The organism is Paenibacillus rhizosphaerae (assembly GCF_014192015.1).
Taxonomy (GTDB): domain Bacteria; phylum Bacillota; class Bacilli; order Paenibacillales; family Paenibacillaceae; genus Paenibacillus_AQ; species Paenibacillus_AQ rhizosphaerae.
Map to the genome: position 1 here is coordinate 1357271 of NZ_JACHXJ010000002.1, position 22492 is coordinate 1379762.

The 22492-nt window shown below is 48.7% G+C and carries 19 protein-coding genes and 1 pseudogene; 15 read left to right on the plus strand and 5 right to left on the minus strand.

Translation table 11 applies throughout. The annotated features are described in order from the left end of the window. The first annotated feature begins 2 nt into the window (after nucleotides 1-2). Nucleotides 3-977 (plus strand): BadF/BadG/BcrA/BcrD ATPase family protein, encoded by a 975-nt coding sequence (locus tag FHS19_RS14830; RefSeq protein ID WP_183582535.1) that lies wholly within the window; start codon nucleotides 3-5, stop codon nucleotides 975-977. A 52-nt stretch (nucleotides 978-1029) separates the two neighbouring features. After that, nucleotides 1030-1758: a sugar isomerase domain-containing protein gene (locus tag FHS19_RS14835; RefSeq protein WP_183582536.1), complete on the plus strand. Its 729-nt coding sequence runs from the start codon at nucleotides 1030-1032 to the stop codon at nucleotides 1756-1758. A gap of 100 nt (nucleotides 1759-1858) precedes the next feature. Here FHS19_RS14835 and FHS19_RS35660 read toward each other — a convergent pair whose 3' ends face one another. Beyond that, a complete protein-coding gene (locus FHS19_RS35660) occupies nucleotides 1859-2146 on the minus strand; it encodes a hypothetical protein (protein ID WP_376771879.1) in 288 nt (95 codons plus the stop codon). Nucleotides 2147-2538: 392 nt separating this feature from the next. Here FHS19_RS35660 and FHS19_RS14840 point away from each other — a divergent pair, with 392 nt between their 5' ends. Both FHS19_RS14840 and FHS19_RS14845 read left to right on the plus strand, forming a co-directional pair. Further along, nucleotides 2539-3798 carry an FAD-binding protein gene (locus FHS19_RS14840; RefSeq protein ID WP_183582537.1) on the plus strand — a complete coding sequence of 420 codons (1260 nt, stop codon included), beginning with the start codon at nucleotides 2539-2541 and terminating at the stop codon, nucleotides 3796-3798. Nucleotides 3799-3968: 170 nt separating this feature from the next. After that, entirely contained in the window at nucleotides 3969-5066 is a 1098-nt protein-coding gene (locus FHS19_RS14845; RefSeq protein ID WP_183582538.1) for a helix-turn-helix transcriptional regulator, read from the plus strand. Nucleotides 5067-5249: 183 nt separating this feature from the next. On the opposite strand, the gene FHS19_RS14850 is transcribed toward FHS19_RS14845, so the two are convergent. The 3 genes from FHS19_RS14850 to FHS19_RS14860 form a co-directional block, all read right to left on the minus strand. After that, nucleotides 5250-5576, minus strand: a complete 327-nt coding sequence (locus FHS19_RS14850; RefSeq protein ID WP_183582539.1) for a hypothetical protein — start codon at nucleotides 5574-5576, stop codon at nucleotides 5250-5252. A gap of 115 nt (nucleotides 5577-5691) precedes the next feature. Next, a complete protein-coding gene (locus FHS19_RS14855; protein WP_183582540.1) occupies nucleotides 5692-6837 on the minus strand; it encodes a sensor histidine kinase in 1146 nt (381 codons plus the stop codon). Continuing rightward, the gene (locus tag FHS19_RS14860) at nucleotides 6834-7520 is read right to left on the minus strand and encodes a response regulator transcription factor (protein WP_183582541.1); all 687 of its coding nucleotides are present in this window, start codon (nucleotides 7518-7520) and stop codon (nucleotides 6834-6836) included. The genes FHS19_RS14855 and FHS19_RS14860 overlap by 4 nt, the downstream gene beginning before the upstream one ends. A gap of 412 nt (nucleotides 7521-7932) precedes the next feature. On the opposite strand from FHS19_RS14860, the gene FHS19_RS14865 reads away from it, so the two are divergent. The 4 genes from FHS19_RS14865 (at nucleotide 7933) to FHS19_RS14880 (ending at nucleotide 14480) form a co-directional block, all read left to right on the plus strand. Then, a complete protein-coding gene (locus FHS19_RS14865; protein ID WP_183582542.1) occupies nucleotides 7933-8334 on the plus strand; it encodes a DUF6223 family protein in 402 nt (133 codons plus the stop codon). 487 nt (nucleotides 8335-8821) lie between these two features. Further along, nucleotides 8822-12958, plus strand: coding sequence for a carbohydrate-binding protein (locus tag FHS19_RS14870; protein ID WP_183582543.1), 4137 nt, complete (start codon nucleotides 8822-8824; stop codon nucleotides 12956-12958). A gap of 223 nt (nucleotides 12959-13181) precedes the next feature. After that, nucleotides 13182-13745: a phosphoglycerate mutase family protein gene (locus tag FHS19_RS14875; RefSeq protein WP_183582544.1), complete on the plus strand. Its 564-nt coding sequence runs from the start codon at nucleotides 13182-13184 to the stop codon at nucleotides 13743-13745. A 159-nt stretch (nucleotides 13746-13904) separates the two neighbouring features. Then, on the plus strand, nucleotides 13905-14480 hold the full coding sequence (locus FHS19_RS14880; protein ID WP_183582545.1) for a dihydrofolate reductase family protein: 576 nt from the start codon (nucleotides 13905-13907) through the stop codon (nucleotides 14478-14480). Between the two features lie 265 nt (nucleotides 14481-14745). Here FHS19_RS14880 and FHS19_RS14885 read toward each other — a convergent pair whose 3' ends face one another. After that, nucleotides 14746-16185, minus strand: a complete 1440-nt coding sequence (locus tag FHS19_RS14885) for an ABC transporter substrate-binding protein (protein WP_183582546.1) — start codon at nucleotides 16183-16185, stop codon at nucleotides 14746-14748. A 766-nt stretch (nucleotides 16186-16951) separates the two neighbouring features. Here FHS19_RS14885 and FHS19_RS14890 point away from each other — a divergent pair. The 7 genes and pseudogenes from FHS19_RS14890 to FHS19_RS14920 all read left to right on the plus strand — a co-directional run bounded on the left by FHS19_RS14890 (nucleotide 16952) and on the right by FHS19_RS14920 (nucleotide 22452). Next, complete coding sequence (locus FHS19_RS14890) at nucleotides 16952-17110, plus strand: dihydrofolate reductase family protein (protein WP_183582547.1); 159 nt, start codon at nucleotides 16952-16954, stop codon at nucleotides 17108-17110. A 145-nt stretch (nucleotides 17111-17255) separates the two neighbouring features. Beyond that, complete coding sequence (locus FHS19_RS14895) at nucleotides 17256-17807, plus strand: dihydrofolate reductase family protein (protein WP_183582548.1); 552 nt, start codon at nucleotides 17256-17258, stop codon at nucleotides 17805-17807. 285 nt (nucleotides 17808-18092) lie between these two features. Continuing rightward, nucleotides 18093-18572: a GyrI-like domain-containing protein gene (locus FHS19_RS14900; protein WP_183582982.1), complete on the plus strand. Its 480-nt coding sequence runs from the start codon at nucleotides 18093-18095 to the stop codon at nucleotides 18570-18572. Between the two features lie 27 nt (nucleotides 18573-18599). Further along, a complete protein-coding gene (locus tag FHS19_RS14905; RefSeq protein WP_183582549.1) occupies nucleotides 18600-19022 on the plus strand; it encodes a DoxX family protein in 423 nt (140 codons plus the stop codon). A gap of 241 nt (nucleotides 19023-19263) precedes the next feature. Then, nucleotides 19264-19493: pseudogene (locus FHS19_RS14910) on the plus strand (effector binding domain-containing protein); the annotation flags it as partial. Between the two features lie 373 nt (nucleotides 19494-19866). Continuing rightward, a complete protein-coding gene (locus tag FHS19_RS14915) occupies nucleotides 19867-20586 on the plus strand; it encodes an endonuclease/exonuclease/phosphatase family protein (protein WP_183582550.1) in 720 nt (239 codons plus the stop codon). A gap of 378 nt (nucleotides 20587-20964) precedes the next feature. Beyond that, a complete protein-coding gene (locus FHS19_RS14920) occupies nucleotides 20965-22452 on the plus strand; it encodes an Lsa family ABC-F type ribosomal protection protein (RefSeq protein WP_183582551.1) in 1488 nt (495 codons plus the stop codon). Nucleotides 22453-22492: the final 40 nt, after the last annotated feature.

Sequence of the window (22492 nt, forward strand, 5' to 3'; positions counted from 1 at the left end):
CCGTGGGATACTGCCTGAGCGTGGACGGCGGCGGAACGAAAATTATCGCTGTTTTGTTTGATCACGATTGGAATTGCCTGGCCGTAGGCCGAAGCGGACCGATCAATCCGAATTTTACGAGGCTCGAGTCGGTCAAGGCCAACATGGAGGCATGCATCCGGGAATGCTTGAAGGATCATCCGCAAATCACGCTGGGCGCAGTTTATGCGGCGATGCCCGGTCCCATCGATTTGCTCGCCGAAGTCATCGGGAAATACGCACAAGTCGGGGAGATGCATGCTTTCAGTGAAGGATATATGTGTCTCCTTGCCGGAATTCAGCGACGGCGAGGTATCGTAGCCTTAGCCGGTACGGGCTCCGGAATATTTGGTGTCAGGGAGGAAAGCCAAACCCATCTTGGCGGATGGGGAAGTCATCTAGGCGATGAAGGCAGCGGATACGATATTGGAAGGCAGGGAATGATGGCCGCCATTCAAAGTTTTGAAGGCCGCGGGCCAGTGACAATGCTCGAGGAATTGATTATACAGCGGTGGCAGCTGAAGCATATGGATGACATCATTTCCGTCATTTATGGCACGTCCGATATCCGAGAAGTCATTTCTTCATGTTCGCTGATCGTTTCCGAGGCAGCGATGTCAGGGGACGCAGTGGCACAGGGGATTTTCGCGGCAGCGGGAGAGAGCCTGGCCTCGCAGGTATGTGCACTGATGAACCGGGACGCATTCGATGATCAGACATGGGTCATGGCGGCGGGCAGCGTCTGGAAGGGGCATTCGCTCATGTTCACAAGGTTCCGGGAAGTCATTCGGGAGAAGCATCCGAAAGCCGTGGCGACAATGCCGTTGTTTGAGCCCGTCATGGGCGGCGTCATCCACGAGGCGATGCGCATGGGAGAGGGCGATCTTGTGGATGGTCCGATGCTGCAGCGTTTGAAGGCGCCATTCGAAGCGTTTCTCTATCAGCCGAAAGATATATAAAAAGCCGTAAGATTCAATCTTACCGTGTACTTATGATATGGAGGGGAAGAAGATGAGAGGTCAATATTTTCAGAAGCTGAACAGCCTGATTGCCCAAATCGAACAAACCCAGGGGGAGGCCATGGGAGAAGCGGCTCAGGCAATCGCAAGCGCGATGGCGGCCGGAAAATGCGTGCATTTGTTCGACACGGGACATATGCTGGATAGCGAGCTCGTCAACCGTGCGGGCGGACTCACCGCTTTTCGGGCTATGCGCTTTCAATTCGACGTGAACAACGAGGTTCGAGAGCGCGAAGAGGAGAAAGAAAAAGACCGCAGCCTCGAAGGGCTGATGGAGTACGTGCTCCGGGCAAGCCGGCTTCTTCCGGGCGATGTGCTCATTGTCGGCAGCGTATCCGGAAAAACGGTCTTTCCGGTCGATATCGCGCTTCATGCAAAGCAGATGGGAGCTTATGTCATCGCCTTAACGAGCGTCACTTACTCCTCACTGCTGAAGAGCGAGCATTCCAGCGGGAAAAGATTATTCGAAGTTGCCGATCTTGTGATCGATAACTGCGCTCCTCCGCTGGACGCGATGCTGGAGGTGCCGGAATTAAACGCGTCCATCTGCCCGGCATCCGGTATCGCGGCCGCTTCCATCATGTGGGCCATCGAGGCCGAGGTGGTCGAGCTTCTTCTTCGGCAAAACTTGAAACCGTCGGTGCTGAAATCCATCAACTTCCCGGGAAGCGCGGAGTATAATGAAACAGCTTATCAAGCCTATGCCGAAACTTCATGTTAAACGGGCTGGCTGCAACCTAGAGTCTTTCAAATACTTCGGTGGGGAATAAAGAATGGACTCTCTGGAAGCCCGGATAACTTTCCATTGGCCATAATTTGTATTAAAGAAGTAAGACGCCAAGAAGATACACGTTTAAAGCCGCGCTGCTGCGCGGCAATGCTGAAATGTCGGGCTTCTTGCCCGCAAAATATTTGTTCAGCCATTCTTTTACGGTATGGAATATCGGCATGTCGTCACGCACGATCACACCATCAGGTATAGTAGCCCCATGATACTTTTGCCCCTCAATCCAAGTGCCAACAAGACCACTTTCATCAGATGCGAGTGTAATGATTCCTACGGGTTGAATTGGAAGGTGCCGACATGTCGGGGTTATTTGTGCCCACAAAAGGCACGGCCATTTGATGTTGAAAAGACGGTGCAGAGGTGAATATGAATTCTAAAAATCTGGCATCCGGATTCACTTATGCAAGACGAATAGAACCAACAAGCTTAAAAGCCGCGTAGCTGCGGCTTATTTGTATTAACGTTATAAAACTATAGCTGGTTGCTTCTTTAGACTCACGGGCTGGAACGTATGACGCTATGCCGAATACCTAGTGTAAAGTTGATTTATCTACGAATTGCTGGAAAATAAACAAGAAGGTGTGATAGCCTGTATCTGTTAACGTTTAAAGGTACCGATCCAGTTTGACAGAATAGAAGGGGACTTGGACATACAGGTAAACCCATGATTTATTAGATTAGTCTAAAACTAACATATTAAAGAGGAGAGTTCATATGGGAGATCAGCTGAACTGGGCTGGGAATTATCGCTATTGCTCGACGGAGTTGCTTGAGCCTAATAGTCTAGAAGAGGTTAAGGAACTGGTCGTTAGCCGGACAAACATACGTGTGCTCGGCTCATGCCACTCCTTTAACGGGATTGCCGACACCGGTGGAAGCCAGCTCTCGCTTCGAAAGTTGAATCGGGTCATCGGTCTCGACCGCGAGCAGAATAGCGTAACCGTCGAGGGTGGTATTCGTTATGGCGATCTGTGCCGCTATTTAAATGATCATGGCTATGCATTGCATAATTTAGCATCGCTGCCGCACATAAGCGTGGCTGGGGCCGTGGCGACAGCCACACACGGCTCGGGCGATCTGAATGCAAGCCTGGCGTCTTCTGTACGTGCGATCGAGCTAGTGAAATCGGATGGAGAAATGAAGGTGCTCACGCGTGGAATAGACCCTGAGTTCGAAGGGGCGGTTGTCGGACTTGGCGGACTTGGAGTCGTCACAAAGCTTAAGCTCGATTTAGTACCCTCGTTTCAGGTAGGTCAGACTGTATATGAGCGTCTTCCTTTTTCCGCACTGGATCGTGGCATGGACGAAATTTTTTCTGCCGCATACAGTGTCAGCTTGTTTACGAATTGGGCAGAGCCCGTATTCAATCAAGTGTGGGTCAAACGAAAGTTGGGAATCAACGGGGAGGGGGAGGGATCATCCGATTTCTTCGGAGCTTTACCAGCTTCGGACAAACGGCATATGGTGCCTGGCCAATCTGTTGTGAATTGTAGCGAGCAGTTAGGCGCTCCTGGACCCTGGTACGAACGGTTGCCTCATTTCCGCATGGAATTTACACCCAGTGCGGGCAACGAGCTGCAGAGTGAATATTTCGTTCCGAGACGGCATGCGGTCGAAGCGATACGAGCGCTAGGCAAACTGCGTGATAGAATCGCGCCGCTGCTCTTCATCTCCGAGATCCGAACAATCGCCGCGGACTCCCACTGGATGAGCCCATGCTACCGGCAAGACAGCGTCGGTTTGCATTTCACTTGGAAGCCGGATTGGGAGCGCGTGCGCCAGTTACTTCCGCTTGTAGAACGTGAACTGGAACCGTTTGAAGTGCGCCCACATTGGGCGAAATTGTTTACGATGGAGTCGGAGAGAATACAGGCTCGGTATGAACGGTTACCCGATTTCCGTCAGTTGCTGCTTCGATACGATCCAACAGGGAAGTTTCGTAATACGTTCCTTGATCATTACATTATGGATTGATGTTAATAAGTATTGATTACCATATTTCGAATCTGGACAATTCTACCGGCAGTTGAATAAAGCGGAAGTGACAGTTCAACCAACGCTTGATAGGATGACGTTTTCGGAAATGTTATGCTGTTTTCGACAGTGCGCACTGTACATTTTGTTTCATCGGAGGTAGGTATACGATGCTCGACTTGCGTAAAATTGGAGCTTATATTTCGAAGCTTCGCAAAGACCAGGATCTGACACAATTGGAGCTTGCCGATCAACTGAATGTAAGTCATCAAGCGGTATCGAAATGGGAACGGGGCGAATCGCTACCGGATATTGGAACGCTTCCGCAGTTTGCGAGGCTATTCGGCAAAACGGTGGACGACATTTTAAATGCAGGAGATAACACAGAAATTCGGGAGCATCAGCACCTGGGAACGATCGTTGAGGAGATCGCTGAGAACAAGCCGGAACAAGTTGCAGAGATGGTTAATACCGGAGAAGTGGAGGTGGAAGAGCTTGTAGAAGTAGCGCCGTTTGTAAAAGCAAGCGCTTTGCATAAGGTTACTGAACGATTAGACAGCAGCGTCCTTAAGTTAGACGTGATCATGAGGCTGGCTCCGTTCCTCGGAACAGATACATTGGATGAACTGGTTCGCCAGGCAGAGGGAAGCGAAATAGTGTGGGATGCCATCACCGGACTCGCTCCGTTCCTTAGCCGGGACTCATTAAACCGACTGGTAGATAAGTCGATTGACGGTTCCTTAGAAGTGCATAACCTTGTTGAAATTGCCCCGTTTCTTGGAAGAGAACAGGTAGATCGGTTGGTACAACAAGTCGAAGAGGGTAGCTTAAGCTGGCATTTGGTTCAAGAACTGGCACCCTTCATCAGCAGAGAGACATTAGGCCGTTTGGTAGACCGGGTTGTAGATGGCACCATCGATGCGAACCGGATCGTAAGCCTCGCACCTTTCCTGAGTAGGGAGCAGGTGGATCGGTTGATACAAGAAGTCGAAGAAGGCAGCGTGAGCTGGAATGCCGTGAATGGACTGGCACCCTTCATCAGCAGAGAGACATTAAGTCGTTTGGTAGATCGGGTGGTAGACGGCACCATCGATGCGAACCGGATCATAAGCCTCGCACCTTTTTTGGACCGGGAAAGTCTCGGAAAATTGATTGCTGGAGTCGAGGCTGAACATCTTAGCCCGGATCTGCTGGCGAGCCTTGCTCCTTTCATCGATCCAGGAACATTGAGCAGGATGGTAACAAACTTATTGAATAAAGTAAAGTAGACACGGAGATCGGAGACCTGCGGGGAAGCGTGCAGGGGGGAACGAATTTGATCGTTGCGAGGCCCCAACTTGGAATTGCTAATATACCAAGTTGGGGCTTTTTGATTTCCTCAAAAAGCGTTGCCATATCAATGTTTTTTAAGCATACCGGCAGATGCTGTGTTTGAAACAGATTCTAAGTTGTTATACCTTGGCTTCCGTCGGCGGCTGTACGACTTGAATTCGGTATTTTATTTCTTTGATCGAGTCTGGGTTTATCGCAGGTTCCAATGCACTCCGCAAACCATTTTGAAGAGCATGATCCCATTCCGCTTCATTCTCCTGTAAGTATTCATATACCTCATTGGGGAGATCTACAACTAACTGGACCTGTTTGGGATCTTTAGGGAGGTTGATTTCGGCCAACCACTCAAGCTCGTTTTGAGATGCATTAACATGTACCGGTTTTTTGCGGGATTTGAGCCGGGGTGAGACCGTTTTTGATCGTTCCTTTTTTTTCTTGTTCGCCATGAGCTTTTTCCTCCTTACTCACATTCCTGGATAAATAAGTCTATGCATCCGATGGGATTTTGGGCTGGGCGATAAGGCTGTTAGTGTAATCAAGGCAATTCAACAAATGGTGGGGTTATAAAATATCATTGCCTATAGGCAGAAAAACGGTAAATGTAGTACCTTTATCAGAATGACTCGCAACGCGGATGCAACCGCCGTGGGCTTTTACAAAATGATGGGCGATGGATAATCCGAGCCCCGTACCGCCAGTATGCCGCGAGCGCGCTTCGTCTACGCGGTAAAATCGATCGAATAGGTGGGGGAGCTCTTCCGCCGGTATTCCGATGCCGGTATCGATCACCGATACACATGCAAAGAATGCATTCCTATCAAAAACCCGGTCTTTGATTTCAACCGTAATCTTTCCTCCACGAGGCGTGTAACGAATCGCATTAGTCAGTAAATTAATGAATACCTGCGTGAGCCGTCTCGCATCGGCCATCACGGTAACCGGCCTCGAATTCGTATAAAGGCAAATATCTAATCCGTTCTCTTCGGCTTCGTATTTCACGTCGTCCACAATTCGTTCCAGGTGTACCGTCAGATCGAGCGGGTTTCGTTCGAGGGACAACCGGCCCGATTCGGCGAGCGACAATACATGAAGATCGTTCACAAGCTGGCTGATTCGGATTACCTCATCGTGAAGACGGAGCAGCATTTCCGGCGGGACATGATGACCGGCCTGCTGATAATTCTCCAGTTTAAGCTGCATAACGGAGAGCGGCGTGCGAAGCTCGTGAGCAACATCGGCCACCAATCGCTTGCGGGCTTCTTCAGCTTCACGCAAGCGGAACGTCATCTCATTGAACGTCTGGGCAACCTTCCCATACTCATCTTTCGTCTCTACAGATACTTTGACGTTCAGGTCGCCCTGCGCCACACGCTCTATGGCAGGTATAAGCTTTTTGAGCGGGAGAGTTAGTACCCCCGATATCCAAAAACTGAAGAACAACCCGATCGCAATAAAAAAGAACAAGCGCACGCCGTGCGTGACTTTAAGCAGTGCGCTCAGTTGCATATGGTTAAGGATATAAGATTTGAAAATTTCCATTTGCTCTTCGGGCGTTGCACTCAAATAGCCGGCATCCATATGATGCCTTTGAAATTGATCGATCAAGCCGCCCGTGTAAGCCCGTGTTGTCAGTGAGAAGGTGATACTTACAATGAATACGATCAATCCCATACAGGCAAATATTTTCATGCGGACCGTCATCTTCATGAACGTTCACCGAATCGGTAACCGAAACCATATACCGTTTGAATATATCGAGGGTTGGCAGGATCGTCTCCCAGTTTGCGGCGAAGATTCCTTATATGGGAATCCATCGTTCTTTCGTATCCCATATACTCATCCTCCAAAGCAGCCTTTAACAATTGCAGACGGCTAAAGACAATGCCGGGACGACCCGCGAGTGTGAACAGAACTTTGAATTCGGTAGGTGTCAATTGGATTTCCTGACCGTCTTTGAATACCTGACATTTGGCCTCGGAAATAATCAAGTTGTCTCTTTCCAAGAACGTCGACTTGTCTTCAGGTCCGTGTAAGCGGCGAAGTAAAGCTCTGATGCGCGATGCAAGTTCGCGCAAGCTGAATGGTTTCGTTAAATAATCATCCGCGCCGATTTCGAGACCGACGATTTTATCTGATTCATCCGATCGGGCTGTGACCATAATAATGCCGCAAAGCGAGGTTTGCCTTATTTCGTGGCATACGTCGATTCCACTTTTCTCGGGGAGCATCCAATCCAGCACAACAAGATCAGGCCGTTCAGATCGGGCCATCCTAAGCGCTTCCTTGCCGGTACAGGCCGTCAATATCTTAAACCCTTCACGTTGCAAGTAGGTCTGCATCTCCTCCAGCATGCCCGGTTCGTCCTCCACAAGCAACAATTTCGTTTCCATTCCCATCACATCCTCCCCTTTTAGTTTGCTTCGATTGCGAGTACATACCACTTACTGAAAATTATATCGTGATTAGGTAGGTTCTTAAAGAAATCCACACAAAAAGCAGAAGATCTGCATAAGTTCTCGACATTTGTTGTGTAAGCTGGCTGTGAAAGGAGAGAAATAGCCGTGAAGAGCAAGTAGAACAATGAATCCGGTGAATCGGGTTATGAAACGTATTTCTTGAAAACGGAAGGAATGAATAGCGGATGGAATGCGATGTCGGTTGGGAAAACGTTATTTTAACTAAACCCTTTGAAAGGCAGGCTTACGTTTCGTTTCCGCAATGATTTTTTCACAGGTTTTGGTAATAAGCAAATCTTACTTGTTGATCCATGATGAAAAAAACAATAAAGAGGGGAATTAACAAATGAAAATAAAGCTAGTTTCATTCGTAATACTTTCTGCATTACTCCTTGCTCCAACGATAGCCTCTGCTGAAGCAACCCACGGTAATGTCGTATACGGATTTACCACCGGGCGGCTCTGGGCCACGTTGGACGCGGTCTTGGGGCTGATCAGCGCAGTTATCGGTGGGCTGTCTCTCGCCCGCTCTGTCCGCCGTATCGGCAACGGTGGGCGAAACGGGTCCATCGTGGCCATGGTGTTGGGGCTGATCGTCTTAGGTTACGCTGTGGTGCATTTGACCATATTCACTGGTGATTTCGGCACCGGTGCCGGGCGAGCTGGGGCTATCATTGCTATCGTGTTGGGGCTGACCGGCATGGCCCTTGCTGGGCTAACGTTTGCCCGCTCCCGCCGCGCCAGCTAACCTGACAATCATGCCCTGTGAGAAGATCACCGATGAAAATGGGGTCAAACATGAGGAGAAGCTCACAAAAGAAGAACAGCATCGGTTCGAGCAGTTGGTTTCTAAGCTGGCACCATATTTCGAGAAGATAAACGAAAACGCCAGGCCGTAAGAAATTGAAAATGAAGCAGGGACCGGTCCAATGTGGATTAGGTCCTTTTTTTCGATCAGATTGACCAACGAATAAAACAACTAATTACTACCCCGTATCCAACTCATTTATTACAACAATATTGTATGATAAACTGAAAAACACAAAATAATGTGTGAGTATTTCAATATAATTGAAATAAACCATTGACTTAGCCGGGAAAATGCCGATATACTCTCGATGTATTACAAATTCATTGTATGAATGGAGGTGATAAGAAAACGGTATCACGGGAAGGTCAACAGGATCAGTCATCAATGAAAGCGCTTTAAATCAATCGATGAGGTGATAAGTTTGATGTTGAGACGTGGTATTGCGGTCATGCTGTGTGTGCTGCTCTTGTTTGCGCCTCAGGCGGCATTCGCCTATAAGAATCCGGCAACGCTGCCGGACGAATGGGGACAATATGGACTTGGCGACCCTTACGTATTGAAGTTTAACGGTACATATTATTTGTATGTGAGCACGAGAGATACCGATATCGGAGTCAAAGTGTGGAGCTCTCCAGACCTTGTCAACTGGAGCTATGGAGGATTGGCCGCAACCGATCCGGTTACGAAGGGAGCCTACGCTCCCGAAGTCGTTTATTGGAACGGATATTTCTACATGTATACTTCTCCTGCCGGCAATGGTCATTACGTGCTGCGCAGTGAGAGCCCGACCGGTCCGTTCACGGTGCAAACGGGCAATTTGGGTCATTCGATTGATGGCAACGTCTTCATTGACGATGATGGCAAGTGGTATTTCTATCATGCGAACGGAGAGGGAATTCTCGCAGCGACAATGCCTACGCCGACGACGATCGGTAACAGCGTCAATACAGGCGCAAGTATGAACGGTTGGACGGAAGGTTCTACGTTGTTCAAACGGAACGGCGAATACTATATGACGTACACGGGTAACCATGTATTCAGCAAAGGCTACCGGGTCGATTACGCGGTCAGCACAAACCCGCTCACGGGATTCGTACGTGATCCGGATAACCCTATTCTGATCAGTACGGAAGGTCCGACGGTCGGACTCGGCCATAATACGGTCGTCGTTGGCCCAAACCTGGATGCCCGCTATATCATCTACCATAATCTCGAAGGACCGGGCATTGTTGGACCTCTTCGACATATGGGCATGGATCGGATCGTGTTCAACGGGGATAAAATGTCGGTGTTAGGACCGACGACAACTGAGCAGCCGGATCCGGAGATGCCGGATTTCGAAGACCGGTTCAACGGAGCGGAACTCGGCACGGCGTGGACGAATGCGGACAGTGGCAGCTGGAGCGTAGATTCCGGCCTTCTGCGGCAGCAAGCCGCCGGTACAAGCAAATTGATGACCACTTCTGCTACCGGAAGCAGCTATACAGCAGAATTTAACTTGCAGCTGGCTGAGTCCAGCGATACCGACAGCCCGCGGCTAGGGGTCGTATTCTCCTATAAAGGCGATAACGATTATGGCACAGCGCTGTTAGATCCGGCGAGCAATTCGCTGAAGACGCAGTTCCGGGTGAACGGCTCCGATCTGGGATGGGTAGAGAGCCCGCTGCCGGAAGGGTACGATTATACGAAGCTGCACAATATCCGGGTTGAGAAAGCAGGAGATACGTTTAAGATCTACGTCGACGGTATGCAGAAGCAGACGCGCAGCGTCATGCTTGGCGGAGGAAGCATCGGTTACATCACGGAGAACGCGAAGGCTGATTTCGGTTATGTCGCTTACAGCAACGATGTGAACGGAAGCAGCGATTTTGACGCCGCGAAACCGGTTCCGGGTCAAGTCGCGGCCGTTCATTACCTGTCAGGCGGCGAAGGGGTCGGGTATCACGACCAGACACCGGATACAATTGGCGGTTATCGCGGTGATGGCGTGGATACGGGAACAGCAGATGACAGCACCTCGCATATCACCGCTTTTGAGAAGGGCGAGTGGCTTCAGTACCGGCTGAACATCGCGGAAACAGGCAAATACGATATCGATCTTTCTTATGCGGATGCATCCCTGGGCAGCAAGGTGCAGCTCACTCTGGATGGTGGACAGCCGCTGGGAGAGTTTGAGCTGACAGCAGACACTGACGCTTCGGAAGGATGGCAAACAGCACAGCTGAATGCGGTAGACCTGCCGGCGGGTGAACATATTTTGAAAGTTGCTGTTAAATCGGGCACTCTCTCACTGGACAAGCTGTCGTTTCACCGACACATGGATGTTCCGGTTCTTTATGAGAACTTCGATGATGGCCAGGATGACGGCTGGCAGCGGTATGAAGGCTTCTGGAGCGTGAAGAGCGACATCGCCGAGGACGAGCAGCCTTATGACGCTTATCATCCGATCCCGGGTACGATTGGAACGGTCCATTATATATCCGGCGGTGAAGGTGTCGGTTATCATGAGAATACACTCCAAAACATCGGCGGCCAGTACCGGGGAGATTCGGTCGACATTCGCTCCAATCCGGTCAACGGGGGTTACAACGTCGGCTGGAACCAGACGGGCGAATGGCTGAAGTTTAACATTGACGTTGCGGAAGCCGGAACCTATAACGCAGAATTCAAAGTGGCTACTACGCTGGATGGAGGTCAGATCCGGCTTTGGCTGGACGATACGACAGATCTTACCGGCATCGTGGACATTCCGAAGACCGGTGACTGGAACATTTGGAATGTGGTGCGCAAATCCGGTGTTACGCTGCCGGCAGGCAAGCATACGCTGAAGGCGGAGACGGTCCGCGGAGAATTTGATTTTGCAGATATAGCGCTGACAAGGACGGATCAGCCGATACCTGTACCCGGCGTCATCGAAGCCGAGCATTACAAGCCCGGCGGTGAAGGCATAGGCTACCATGATTTGACTCCTGCGAATATTGGCGGCAAATACCGCGAGGATCGCGTCGATATTCGATCCGCTGCATCCGGCGATCAGATCGTAGGCTGGAATCAAACAGGCGAATGGCTGAAGTACAACATCCACGTCGCGGACGAGGGACTGTACGATCTCAACTTGTGGGCAGCTACGACGTTCACGGATGCACAAGTCCGGTTATGGCTGGATGACACGACTGATTTGACGGGCGTATTGGGCGTTCCTGCTTCCGGCGACTGGAATAAGTGGAAGTCGGTGACGAAGTCCGGTATTCAGCTACCTGCCGGCGATCATGAGCTGAAGGTCGAAATTGTCAAAGGCGAGTTTGACATGACGAGACTGTCGCTCACCCAATTCGATAAGCCGCATGTGCTGCCCGGATTTATCCAGGCTGCAGATTATAAGGCAGGCGGCGAAGGGACGGGCTACCATGATCTGACTCCCGCTAACATCGGTACGGAATACCGGAATGATGCGGTCGACATCCGCCGAAATGCGGGCGGCAGCTACAATGTGGGGTGGAACGCTACCGGCGAATGGCTGGCCTACAACGTAGATATTGCCAAGGCTGGCGTGTACAACGTCGATTTCGTGACCGCTACATCGATGGACGGTGCGAAAGTCCGGCTGTGGCTCGACGATGCAACCGATCTAACCGGTGAAGTCGATATTCCGAATTCCGTCACCTGGGAGAACTGGGCGACAACAACGAAGCAAGGCATCTATCTCCCGGCGGGGGCACATACCTTGAAGGTCGAAACCGTGAAAGGTGAATTCGACTTCCAAGGAATACGGATTCATCAAAATCCGGTCGAAACGAAAGTTGCTCATACCGGCGAATATCAGGCAGCAGTCGGCAGCTTCGGGAAAACGTTGATCGGAGATGCCAATTGGTCGGATTACAGCGTGGAGTCCGATATCAAGCTGATTAGTGATACCGGTGACGGAGGTATTCTGTTCCGGGCAAGCAATCCGGCTAACGGCAAGGAACTGGATCAGAACAATGCGGATTTCGTGCAAGGATATGTCGCGTACCTGAACAAACAGGGCGTTCATCTCGGCAAGTTAAATTACAGCTGGACCTATTTGACAGGGGTGCCGCTCGAGGTGAAGACAGGCGAATGGAAGCATGTGAAAGTCGTTGTGCAAGGTGCCCGCATTCTAGTGTATGTCGATGATATGAGCAAGCCGGTTATCGATTATACGGACCTTAGCGGCAGACCGTTTACACACGGCAAAGTCGGCATGCGGACGTTCATGAATGAAACGAGCTACGACAATTTTACAGTTCTCCCCGCCCCGATCAACGCTCCTGCCATCGGCAAGCTGCTGGATGGGTTTAGCTCAGCCGGACAGATAGACGAGAAAATCCTGAAGCAGCTGGATAAGGAGCTTGAGCATGCAGCTGATGCGGTCAGTAAGAAGAAGCCGGACTGGAAGCAGGGGATCAAGCATCTGGAGAACTTGCTGAAGCAGCTGAATAATGAGCAGAAGCAGGAAGAGGTTTCGGATCAAGCAAAAACGACGCTCAATCGGAGCGTTAAGGCACTCATTGAGCTGTGGAGCGCAAATCTGGGCAAGTAGCCGGCCATATGGCGACTAACTAATAAGAACGTCCCGGCACCGAAGGAGCTTCGGTGCCGGGACGTTTTACGTTATTTTATCAGAAATGATGTAGGTGCCGATTATCAATGGCGAAGTTGGCGATTAAATGATACTGCAAAATCAGGTAAGCGAAGTTAACGGGTAGGATTGCTCCATACAATTATAGAATACCTAATCGGATTTGATGTCAGGAGGACGGAAAATGGAATTCATATTTATTCGGCACGGTCACGGAGAACATCTCAACGATTATCCAAATCGGTTGAATACTCTGCATCCTGGTCTTACGGAGTACGGCAAATTTCAAGTAACGCAGCTGCGAAATGAAATGACAATTGATCCTGGTGATTTAGTTCTTGTAAGTCCAACTAAACGTACTATTGAGACGGCAACTATTATCACAAACGGTATGGACTTTATTATTTCTCCATTTGTTGGTCCGAGAATGTTTCCTCAGAACCCCGAACTTCCCTTTTTAGCATGTGATCATATTCTTTCAAAAGCTGAAATTACAAATCTGTACAGAGATACTGAAATTCTTGATTTCCATTTGGATTGCTGGAAAGAAGGGATCAATAGGATTGATCAAGATATTTTTGAAGGATATGCTGCACGGTTATTAGAGTGGATCGGGGAAAGCTATAAAAAAATATTCATGATTTCACATGATGGTACGATAACGCACTATCGGAAATTGCTTGGAGAAAAAGAACTGACCAGAAAAGATTTTCTCGGTGAAGCCGGGGTATATCGGATGAATTTGTAGTCTGTTTGCCGCTAAGCTACTGGGAACTCGGCGGTGATCGTCAGCTTCATGATGCCAATGGGCAGTTTAAATTAGCAATCCATAATAAACAGCTTGAACTGAAATGTTGTAAAGTGTAGTTAATGGTAAGGATACCACATGAACAAAGGAGAACTGACAATGAGAAAACTGGTGCTATTTTTGCATTCATCGCTTGACGGGTTTGTAGAAGGGCCAAACGGCGAAATGGACATCGGCTGGGTTTCCTACGATGCTGATTTGGAGAAACACGCGAAAGAAATTCTGAGTACTGCCGACACTGTCATTTGGGGACGTGGGACTTATCAGATGATGCACAGTTACTGGCCATCTGTGCCTTCGAACCCATCAGCTTCGCAGCATGAACTGGATCATGCCGAGTGGATCGAAAAAACAAATAAAATTGTTTTCTCCACAACCCTGGAGAACGTCGAGTGGAACAATTCCAGACTGGTGAAAAATAATGTAAAAGAAGAGATCATGAACCTAAAACAGCAGCCAGGCGGAGATATGGTCATCCTCGGCAGTCCCAGGTTCGCGCACTACCTTATGGAGCTTGATTTAATTGATGAGTATAAGATCACGGTTTCTCCTGTCCTGATCGGCAGTGGGTTGCCCTTATTCCAAGGCCTCAAAGAGAAGGTCAATCTTAAACTTATCGAAAATAAAACTTTTGATTCTGGGGCCATTGGTCTCGATTACCAGGCGGTTAGATGACATTGTTGTCGTAGATTAAGAGGACGTAGATGGATAGGATAGCTAATAGATAACCGAAATCCATAAAAAAACCGGCAGACGGGAATAAGGATCCCAACTGCCGGCTTTTTATGGAAAAATCTATCCAGGCCGCAGACGCCTGACGTTGATTTCCCGTATTTCCTCAACGGTTTAAGCTGCTTCTTGCGCGGCACACTACCGGCGACCGCTCTCCACTACTTCCAGTGGGCGAACCGCGGCACCGGGCGGTGCGGGTGTGGTTATGTTACCAGTCTTTACCTGCGTTCACCTGGGATTTAATGTATTTGGGAATATCCTCGGTCTCGGTGACGGTCAATGCACCTTCAACCGTCATCGCGTCTGTCAACACGTGCTGACGGAACACGGAATACAGCGGAATATCCCAGTACTCGGTGTTCTGGTAATTCTGTACGACAGCATTGGAACCCCAGTAAACACCCGAAGTATCGACGTTGGCCAGCCCCGGCACGTCGTCACCAAAACTGTTCACGACTGCTGGCGTCTCCAGGACTCCCTTGATGGCATGGCGGGACAGCTCGACCTGTCCTTCTTCCGACACCAGCCATTTCACAATCTGGAGGGCCTCCTCCTTATGGCGCGCCTGCGGTGGAATGAACGCAGCCATCGTGTTGGGCTGGTACGTCGTTTCTGAATTTTTCTTGAGTATTGGCACCGACGTGACGCCGACATCGATACTCTTCAACCACTCATGGTATTCCGCTTCATCCTCATCCTTGATGAAGAGGTCGTCACCAACGTATGCCGGCAGCTTCTGCAACGAGTCTACCGCCATCGCGACATGCCCGGGACGGCTCATGTCACCTTTGAGGAAGTCGGTGACCGTAGTGAACCCGTTACGTGGAAGCCAGAGGAAGCGATCGATATTCTCTCCCAACTGGTTCCACCCTGGTGACGTAATGTCTACCTTCACGTCCTCTGGTGCGGGCTCCTCGCTGTCGGTCGGCTGGAACGGATACAGCCCGAGCTGGTTATACTGCATGTAGTTATCGGGATGCTGCATGTATCCTTTGTAGGCGTCGAGGCCGTCCTGCCTGGTCAGCTTCTTGGCCAGCTTGAAGATCTCATCGTACGTCATGCCCGGCGTCGGATACTTCTCACCGAATTTATCGAAGATCTTCTTGTTGTAGTAGAGCATATAGTCGTCAATAAATAGTGGAACGCCGTAGATCCCGCCATCGGACCGTGACTTTACCATCTCCACGGCCGCCGGGTTGAGCGAGCTCAGGTCGATCCCGCTCTGCTCAATCATAGGAGTCATGTCTTGGACCCAGCCAAGAGGCTCGAGGTCACGGTCGATCCGGTTGTACGGATTATCAATGACGATGTCGGGTACGACCCCGGCCGCATCCAGATCCTCATAGCGGACCGGGTAATCCCAGGTGCCGTACTTGATCTTCAGTCCCGGAAAAGCTTCCCGGAGCTTGTCGCCGATGATCGTGTTGAATACCTTATCGCCGCCGGTGTGGTCGCTCTCGTCCGCGCCATATTCGAACGGTTTGTAGTTAACCGCGAAGATGTAGATCTCATCGTCATCGACAGAGTAGGGGGTGTTGTACCGATTGGGTATGTTCACGCTGCCTGTCCCGTCCGCGGCCGCTGCGCTAAAGGGCGCAACCAAAGAAAACGTGAGCATCAGACCTAATACTTTTTTGAATTTGAACATCTCAATCCTCCTTATAATCTAGTAAATAAAAGCACCGGATATTACGGTTTTTACTTCGAATTCGTTACCATCGCCTTTGCAATAAAATTCGTATGTGCCGGAGCTGCATACAGTCTGTGAAGAAGCCTCAAGCTTAACTTTTCAATGACCTCAGGTTTTTTCAAAACGACGGCTATTCTTTAATATTTCATTTGCATCTACCATACTTTATCACCTCCTTACTTAAATTTTTAGAATGAATACCGGATGCTCATCTGCTTCAATTCAAATGTGCACTTAGTCACATACCTAGTCGGATACTATCGATTTTCCTTGTCATTTTATTGCCATTCTCATGGGGATTATTTCTGTATCAAACACTCCAAGCAATATACAGGGTGAGCTTTTTGCACGGAAGCAAGTATGATCTGCGATTTGATGGGCTTCATAAATAATCAATAACGGGAAGGTCATAATGTGGAATGCCGATATTTACTAAATAAACTTTATTTTGTATAAATACATAAAAAATCCATGTAAAGTATTCATTTGTTATAAATTGGATTATAGATAAAGATCACAACGATAAATATGGGTGAATGGATATATATCTTGGGGCGATACAACCATAAACTCGATTAAATATCCTGACGCCTGGCTATTTATGATCATGGGAAGGAGTGACTCCTGTGGAAATGGAAGAAATGGTCGGCCTAAGCCGGTTTTTGGCAGAACAAGCAGGTCTTGCTCTCGTAAAGAAAACTGAAAATTAGAGGGCGTTATTGGGATGGGTAAAATGATATACGCTGGTAACGCATCTTTGGACGGGTACATTGAGGACGAGCGCGGCAATATCGAGTGGACGATCTCCGATGAAGAGGAGTTTGCGTTCTGGACTGACTTCCAGCGGCCGATTGGCACATACCTGTCTTGTAAGGTGACATGAATATATTTCGTTTGTTGTAGTTCAATTTACCATCCTCCGTTTTACTATAGTTGTATTCGGTCTAGCCCGGACTGTGCACATTAGCAATCCACGAGAAACCGTGCCTGCTTTTGGATGATAAACTGTAGTCATAAGGAGGCTGTATATGGGACGTGTAATTCTGATGATGAATGTGACACTGGACGGTTGCTGTGACCACACGCAGGCGATTGCGGATGAAGAGCTCCACCAATATTCGGTCGGCCTGATGGACCAGTCCGATGGTCTGCTTTTCGGTCGTGAAATCTACCAGCTGATGGAAAGCGCTTGGCCAGCCATGGCCAGCAGCGGCGACGGACCTCGATTCTTGGTCGACTTCGCACGCAAGCTCGATCGGAAACCCAAGTACGTCTTCTCGCGAACGCTGAATCACGTGTCGTGGCAGAATTCTTTCTTGTTGAAAGGGCCTGTTTCCGAGGAGGTGCCACGACTAGCGGCAGAAGGGAAGAATCTAGTCGTTAACGGCGGTCCCGGCCTCGGTTCCACCCTGGCACAACTAGGCTTGGTGGATGAGTATCACTTCCTGGTACAGCCGATCGTTGCGGGACGTGGTCCCCAATTATTGGGGGGAGTTCGTGATCGACTGAATCTAAAGCTGACCGAGATTAAACCCTTCGGCTCCGGCGTCATGGCGCTTCGCTACACACCCGTTCGTTAACTGCTTAGCTGATCACTGCGGCTTGACTTGCGACCGTTTCTCGGGACTCTCCCGGGGAACGGTCGTTTCGTTTCTTATGGAAACGTTCGTGGTTTAATCTCATTCATGCGTGATTTCCGAAATGGTAAAATGCGCGGTTGCCGAGACGTACCGCATGATCATGTGAATCCGTTCTACTTTTTGATCGGCCTCTAAACAGTATCATTTTTTGACATGATTAATCGTTATGATTAACCCATCAAGTAAACAAATGATTTGATCAAATCGAAAAAAGGAGCTGAGATGATGGTCGCATATACCCTTGAGGAGAAAGTCAGCTTAATCGTTGTAGGGATTGGAACGGAACTGAAGAGTGAGTACACGGACTATGCGGGCATGAACAAGGAGAAGGAGAACTTTAGGCTAACAGTGGAGCAGGATGGAAGGCTTGACGCTTTAAAGGCTGTCGCGGCGAACGACTACGTCTTTGCTGTGAACGAACTGGTAAACCGCAAGAGAATGTATTATATCGGCGTCATGACAGAAGCACCGGTACCGGAACAACACAGAGAGATCCAATTCGCTAAAGGTCAATATCTCGTCATTAAAGGCGAAGGGAAGACGCCCGATGATTTGAGTCGTATGCTTACCGGCTTTGCCTTTGGTCAAATCTTGCCGGAAGCCGATAACTTCGCCTATGTCGGCGGCCCTAATGCAACGGTTGAGATGGGGCAGCGTGACAACCTTGTATATGGGGAAATGTGGATTCCGGTTGTGAAGAATTAAATAAACGAAACCAGAGGAGGAATAGAAATGAATACAATTACCCGTAATGAAAAGATCGCGAAGGTTGAATCCCGTCATATCGGAAGGACAGCCGCTTATTGGACCGTCACCATCATTCTCGCATTCTCTATTGCATTAAGCGGGATCGGGCAATTGATGCGATATGGTGGCAATGTCGATTTAGTGACCGATATTGGTTTCCCGTTATATATCACGAATATTCTCGGGACTTGGAAATTGCTTGGAGTCCTTGCGATCGTCATGCCAGGTTTCCCACGTCTGAAGGAATGGGCTTATAGCGGTATCTTTTTTCTAATGACGGGTGCGGCCTTATCTCATGTGTTCGCTCATGATTATGGGGCTGGTGGATTCCATGTTATTCTTCCGCTTTTCTATGCCGCGCTTGGCATTGCCTCCTGGGCACTGCGTCCAAAAGGCCGCAGAATCTAACAAGCCGAGACATGACCGCCCCAGCCTATTCGTGATTCCAATAGATTTCTGCTAACAACAGATTAACCATCGCATGCTCTCTAAACACGATCATATTTTGAATTGATTTATGGTTATGATCAACCTATCAAGAGAATAAACAAATCATTGGATCCATTCAACAAAAGGAGCTGAAATTCATGCTAATGTATACCTTTGAGGAAAAAGAAAGCTTTAATGTTCTTGGTATTGGAACGGAGCTGAAGAAGAACACAGAGTCATCCAATTCCCTAAGGGGCAATACCTCGTCGTTAAAGGCGAGGGGAAGTCAGCTGATGAGTTGAGTAATACGCTTTCGGCATTGCCTTTGGTCAAGTCTTGCCAGCGGCCGAACATTATGCCTATGTTGGCGGGCCCAATGCAACGGTTGAGATGGGATGGCGAGATGGCATCGTATATGGTGAATTGTGGATTCCGGTTATAGAGAAGTAAACAAGACCAGCAGAAGTTATTAGAAGAGAATATTGAAGCAATCAACGCCCCTTATGATGGATCGGCTTACCTAGATGGTTAGTCCAATATCTATTCTAAGGGGTGCAATTATTTACACAATATCATTTGATGTTCGCCGCAATATAGCCGCCTTAAGGGCGTGATAGTGGTAAGCCCTCAAGAACATACCGCTTTAAGACCGCGTGTTTTCGGGCTTTTTTTGTTTTCGCTTTGGGATTTTTCATGATTCGTTTCCCCTGATATTTACGGAACATGTCGTCAAGAATACAATGGAGTCATCGGCGATTCTGGCCATAGCTATGTTCAAAATGCTCAAAACGTTCATTTCAAAACAGAAAGACAGGGGATTGAATTGCAAATAAAGGTTGTTACTTTCAATATTCATCATGGGAAGGGGATGGATGGAAAAATAAACCTGAACAGAATAGCTGAAGCAATAGAAGAAAGTGAGCCTGACCTTATCGCTCTAAATGAAGTCGACAGGTATTTCTCCAAAAGAAGTCATTACTTGGATCAGGTATCATGGTTAGCCGGACGATTAAAGATGAATGCGGCTTTTGGGGCGGCGATCACCATCAAGAAAAAGAAGGGCAACATGATTGGACAATATGGAAATGTCCTTTTGTCTCGTTATCCCATTGTATCGGAGAAAAATCATCCTATGAAATCCGGTATGATCGAAGGCCGATCTTTATTGGAAGCAGATGTAGTCATAAGTGATAAGCCACTCAAAATGTATGTCACCCATCTCAGTCTGAATCCACGCAGACGTAATCAACAAATTGAATTTATTGCGGGCAAAATTAAGGAGGATCGTTCGCCTGTTGTCATCGCGGGAGATTGGAATATGAAACGGGGAGGTAAGGCATGGAGCACCATAGCGGGAATTGTTCAGGATTGTTATATGGCGGCAAAAACGCCTTGCAATACGTTTCCATCGTTACGTCCCGTTTTGCAGCTTGATTACATTTTTACCAGCCGGAATATAGAGGTTACTTCCGTTGAAGTCATTCATAAGATGCCGGCAGCCTCAGACCATCTACCGTTAATGGTAACATTGAGCCTGAATTGATGCTTCCGTAAAACGGAATCTTGACCTCGGTGAACGGATATGCTAAGTTGTGTTCATATTAATGAGACCTTGAGGGGAGGGATAAAGCAATGTCGGAATTGGAGGTTGTAGATGTTCATGTGAACCTGTCATATTGGCGTTTTTTTGGCATGGTTCACCGAATAAACAATCAGTTACCGGAGCTTTGTCCCCCATATATACATCTGCCAAGCGATTATTGAATGGATATCGCTCGGTTTATTTATTGTATGGTCGGGTTCACGTGAGCGCCGAGAAGCACTGGTTGGACTGGTGTTCTTTCGGCGTTTTTTGTTGGCTTCCGGTAACGGGCGGGAGCGGTTTATTTTTTCCGCCAACACTTAACTGGAGGTCCATTTGATGTCACAGATTTATGTTTCGAACCTTACGTTTGCCTATGAGGGAAGTTACGACAACATTTTTGAGAACGTCAATTTTCAGATCGATACCGATTGGAAGTTAGGTTTTACGGGCAGGAATGGAAGAGGGAAAACGACATTCCTCCATCTGATGCAGGGGCAGCTCAAATACAGCGGGACCATATCCGCGAACGTCGAATTCGATTATTTCCCGTTCGAGGTACAACATAAAGAACATCTTACTATAGACGTAATCGGCGAGGTCTATCCGGACTATCTTCAATGGAAACTGATTCGCGAGCTGAACTGGTTGAAAGTATCGGAGGATGTGCTGTACCGCCCGTTTAATACGTTGTCGAACGGAGAGCAGACAAAGGTGCTGCTGGCCGCCTTATTCATCAAGGACAACCATTTCTTACTGATTGACGAGCCGACAAATCATCTTGACTCGCATGCGAGAAAGCTGGTCGCCGATTACCTTAACCGAAAGAGCGGGTTTATTTTGGTCTCCCACGACCGGGCCTTTCTGGATCGGTGCGTCGATCATATTTTGTCCATTAACAAAACCAATATCGAAATCCAGAAGGGGAATTTCTCGACATGGTGGGAGAACAAGCAGAGACAGGACCAATTCGAGCTGGCTCAGAACGAAAAGCTGAAACGGGACGTTCAACGCTTATCGGATTCCGCCAAGCGGACAAGCGGCTGGTCGCATGAAGTGGAAAGTACCAAAAACGGCACGAGAAATTCCGGCTCCAAAGTGGACAAGGGGTATATTGGTCATAAGGCAGCCAAAATGATGAAACGTTCGAAAGCAATCCAGCAGCGGCAACTCTCTGCCATTGAGGAGAAAAGTAAGCTTCTCAAAAATATCGAGAACACGGAGAGTCTCCAAATTTCTCCGCTTCCATTTTACAAAGAGCGCCTGGCCGAGCTGGATCACGTCTCAATTTCATACGGGTCGAACACGGTATGCGAAGACGTGACCTTTGAGATTCAACAAGGGGAGCGGATTGCGTTATCCGGTGCAAACGGTACAGGCAAGTCCAGTATTTTGAAGCTGGTCTGCGGTGAGGATATCCCATACTGCGGAGGATTCCATATGGACGCCCAGCTAAAAATATCATACGTAGCCCAGGATACGTCCCACCTTCGGGGGGATTTGTCCGAATATGCGAAAAGCTGCGGGATTGATGAGAGCCTGTTTAAGTCGATATTGCGAAAGCTTGATTTCTCGAGACTGCAATTTGAAAAGGATATCTCGACCTACAGCGGCGGTCAAAAGAAGAAGGTATTGATCGCTAGAAGTCTCAGCGAAAGAGCCCATTTGTATATTTGGGACGAGCCGCTTAATTTCGTGGATGTCATCTCCCGCATGCAAATTGAAGAGCTGCTGCTCGAATACATGCCGACGCTTCTGTTTGTAGAGCATGACAGCGAATTTGTGAGCAACATTGCCACCAAGGTCGTTGAACTATCCGGGCGATGATTCAGTGACGCCGCCGTTTTCGCTTTGATGGACAAGATGG

Coding starts and splice junctions, on each gene's coding strand:
- FHS19_RS14835 (WP_183582536.1), top strand. CDS start 1,030: ATGAGAGGTCAATATTTTCAGAAGCTGAACAGCCTGATTGCCCAAATC.
- FHS19_RS14840 (WP_183582537.1), top strand. CDS start 2,539: ATGGGAGATCAGCTGAACTGGGCTGGGAATTATCGCTATTGCTCGACG.
- FHS19_RS14845 (WP_183582538.1), top strand. CDS start 3,969: ATGCTCGACTTGCGTAAAATTGGAGCTTATATTTCGAAGCTTCGCAAA.
- FHS19_RS14850 (WP_183582539.1), bottom strand. CDS start 5,576: ATGGCGAACAAGAAAAAAAAGGAACGATCAAAAACGGTCTCACCCCGG.
- FHS19_RS14855 (WP_183582540.1), bottom strand. CDS start 6,837: ATGAAGATGACGGTCCGCATGAAAATATTTGCCTGTATGGGATTGATC.
- FHS19_RS14860 (WP_183582541.1), bottom strand. CDS start 7,520: ATGGAAACGAAATTGTTGCTTGTGGAGGACGAACCGGGCATGCTGGAG.
- FHS19_RS14865 (WP_183582542.1), top strand. CDS start 7,933: ATGAAAATAAAGCTAGTTTCATTCGTAATACTTTCTGCATTACTCCTT.
- FHS19_RS14870 (WP_183582543.1), top strand. CDS start 8,822: ATGTTGAGACGTGGTATTGCGGTCATGCTGTGTGTGCTGCTCTTGTTT.
- FHS19_RS14875 (WP_183582544.1), top strand. CDS start 13,182: ATGGAATTCATATTTATTCGGCACGGTCACGGAGAACATCTCAACGAT.
- FHS19_RS14880 (WP_183582545.1), top strand. CDS start 13,905: ATGAGAAAACTGGTGCTATTTTTGCATTCATCGCTTGACGGGTTTGTA.
- FHS19_RS14885 (WP_183582546.1), bottom strand. CDS start 16,185: ATGTTCAAATTCAAAAAAGTATTAGGTCTGATGCTCACGTTTTCTTTG.
- FHS19_RS14890 (WP_183582547.1), top strand. CDS start 16,952: ATGGGTAAAATGATATACGCTGGTAACGCATCTTTGGACGGGTACATT.
- FHS19_RS14895 (WP_183582548.1), top strand. CDS start 17,256: ATGGGACGTGTAATTCTGATGATGAATGTGACACTGGACGGTTGCTGT.
- FHS19_RS14900 (WP_183582982.1), top strand. CDS start 18,093: ATGGTCGCATATACCCTTGAGGAGAAAGTCAGCTTAATCGTTGTAGGG.
- FHS19_RS14905 (WP_183582549.1), top strand. CDS start 18,600: ATGAATACAATTACCCGTAATGAAAAGATCGCGAAGGTTGAATCCCGT.
- FHS19_RS14920 (WP_183582551.1), top strand. CDS start 20,965: ATGTCACAGATTTATGTTTCGAACCTTACGTTTGCCTATGAGGGAAGT.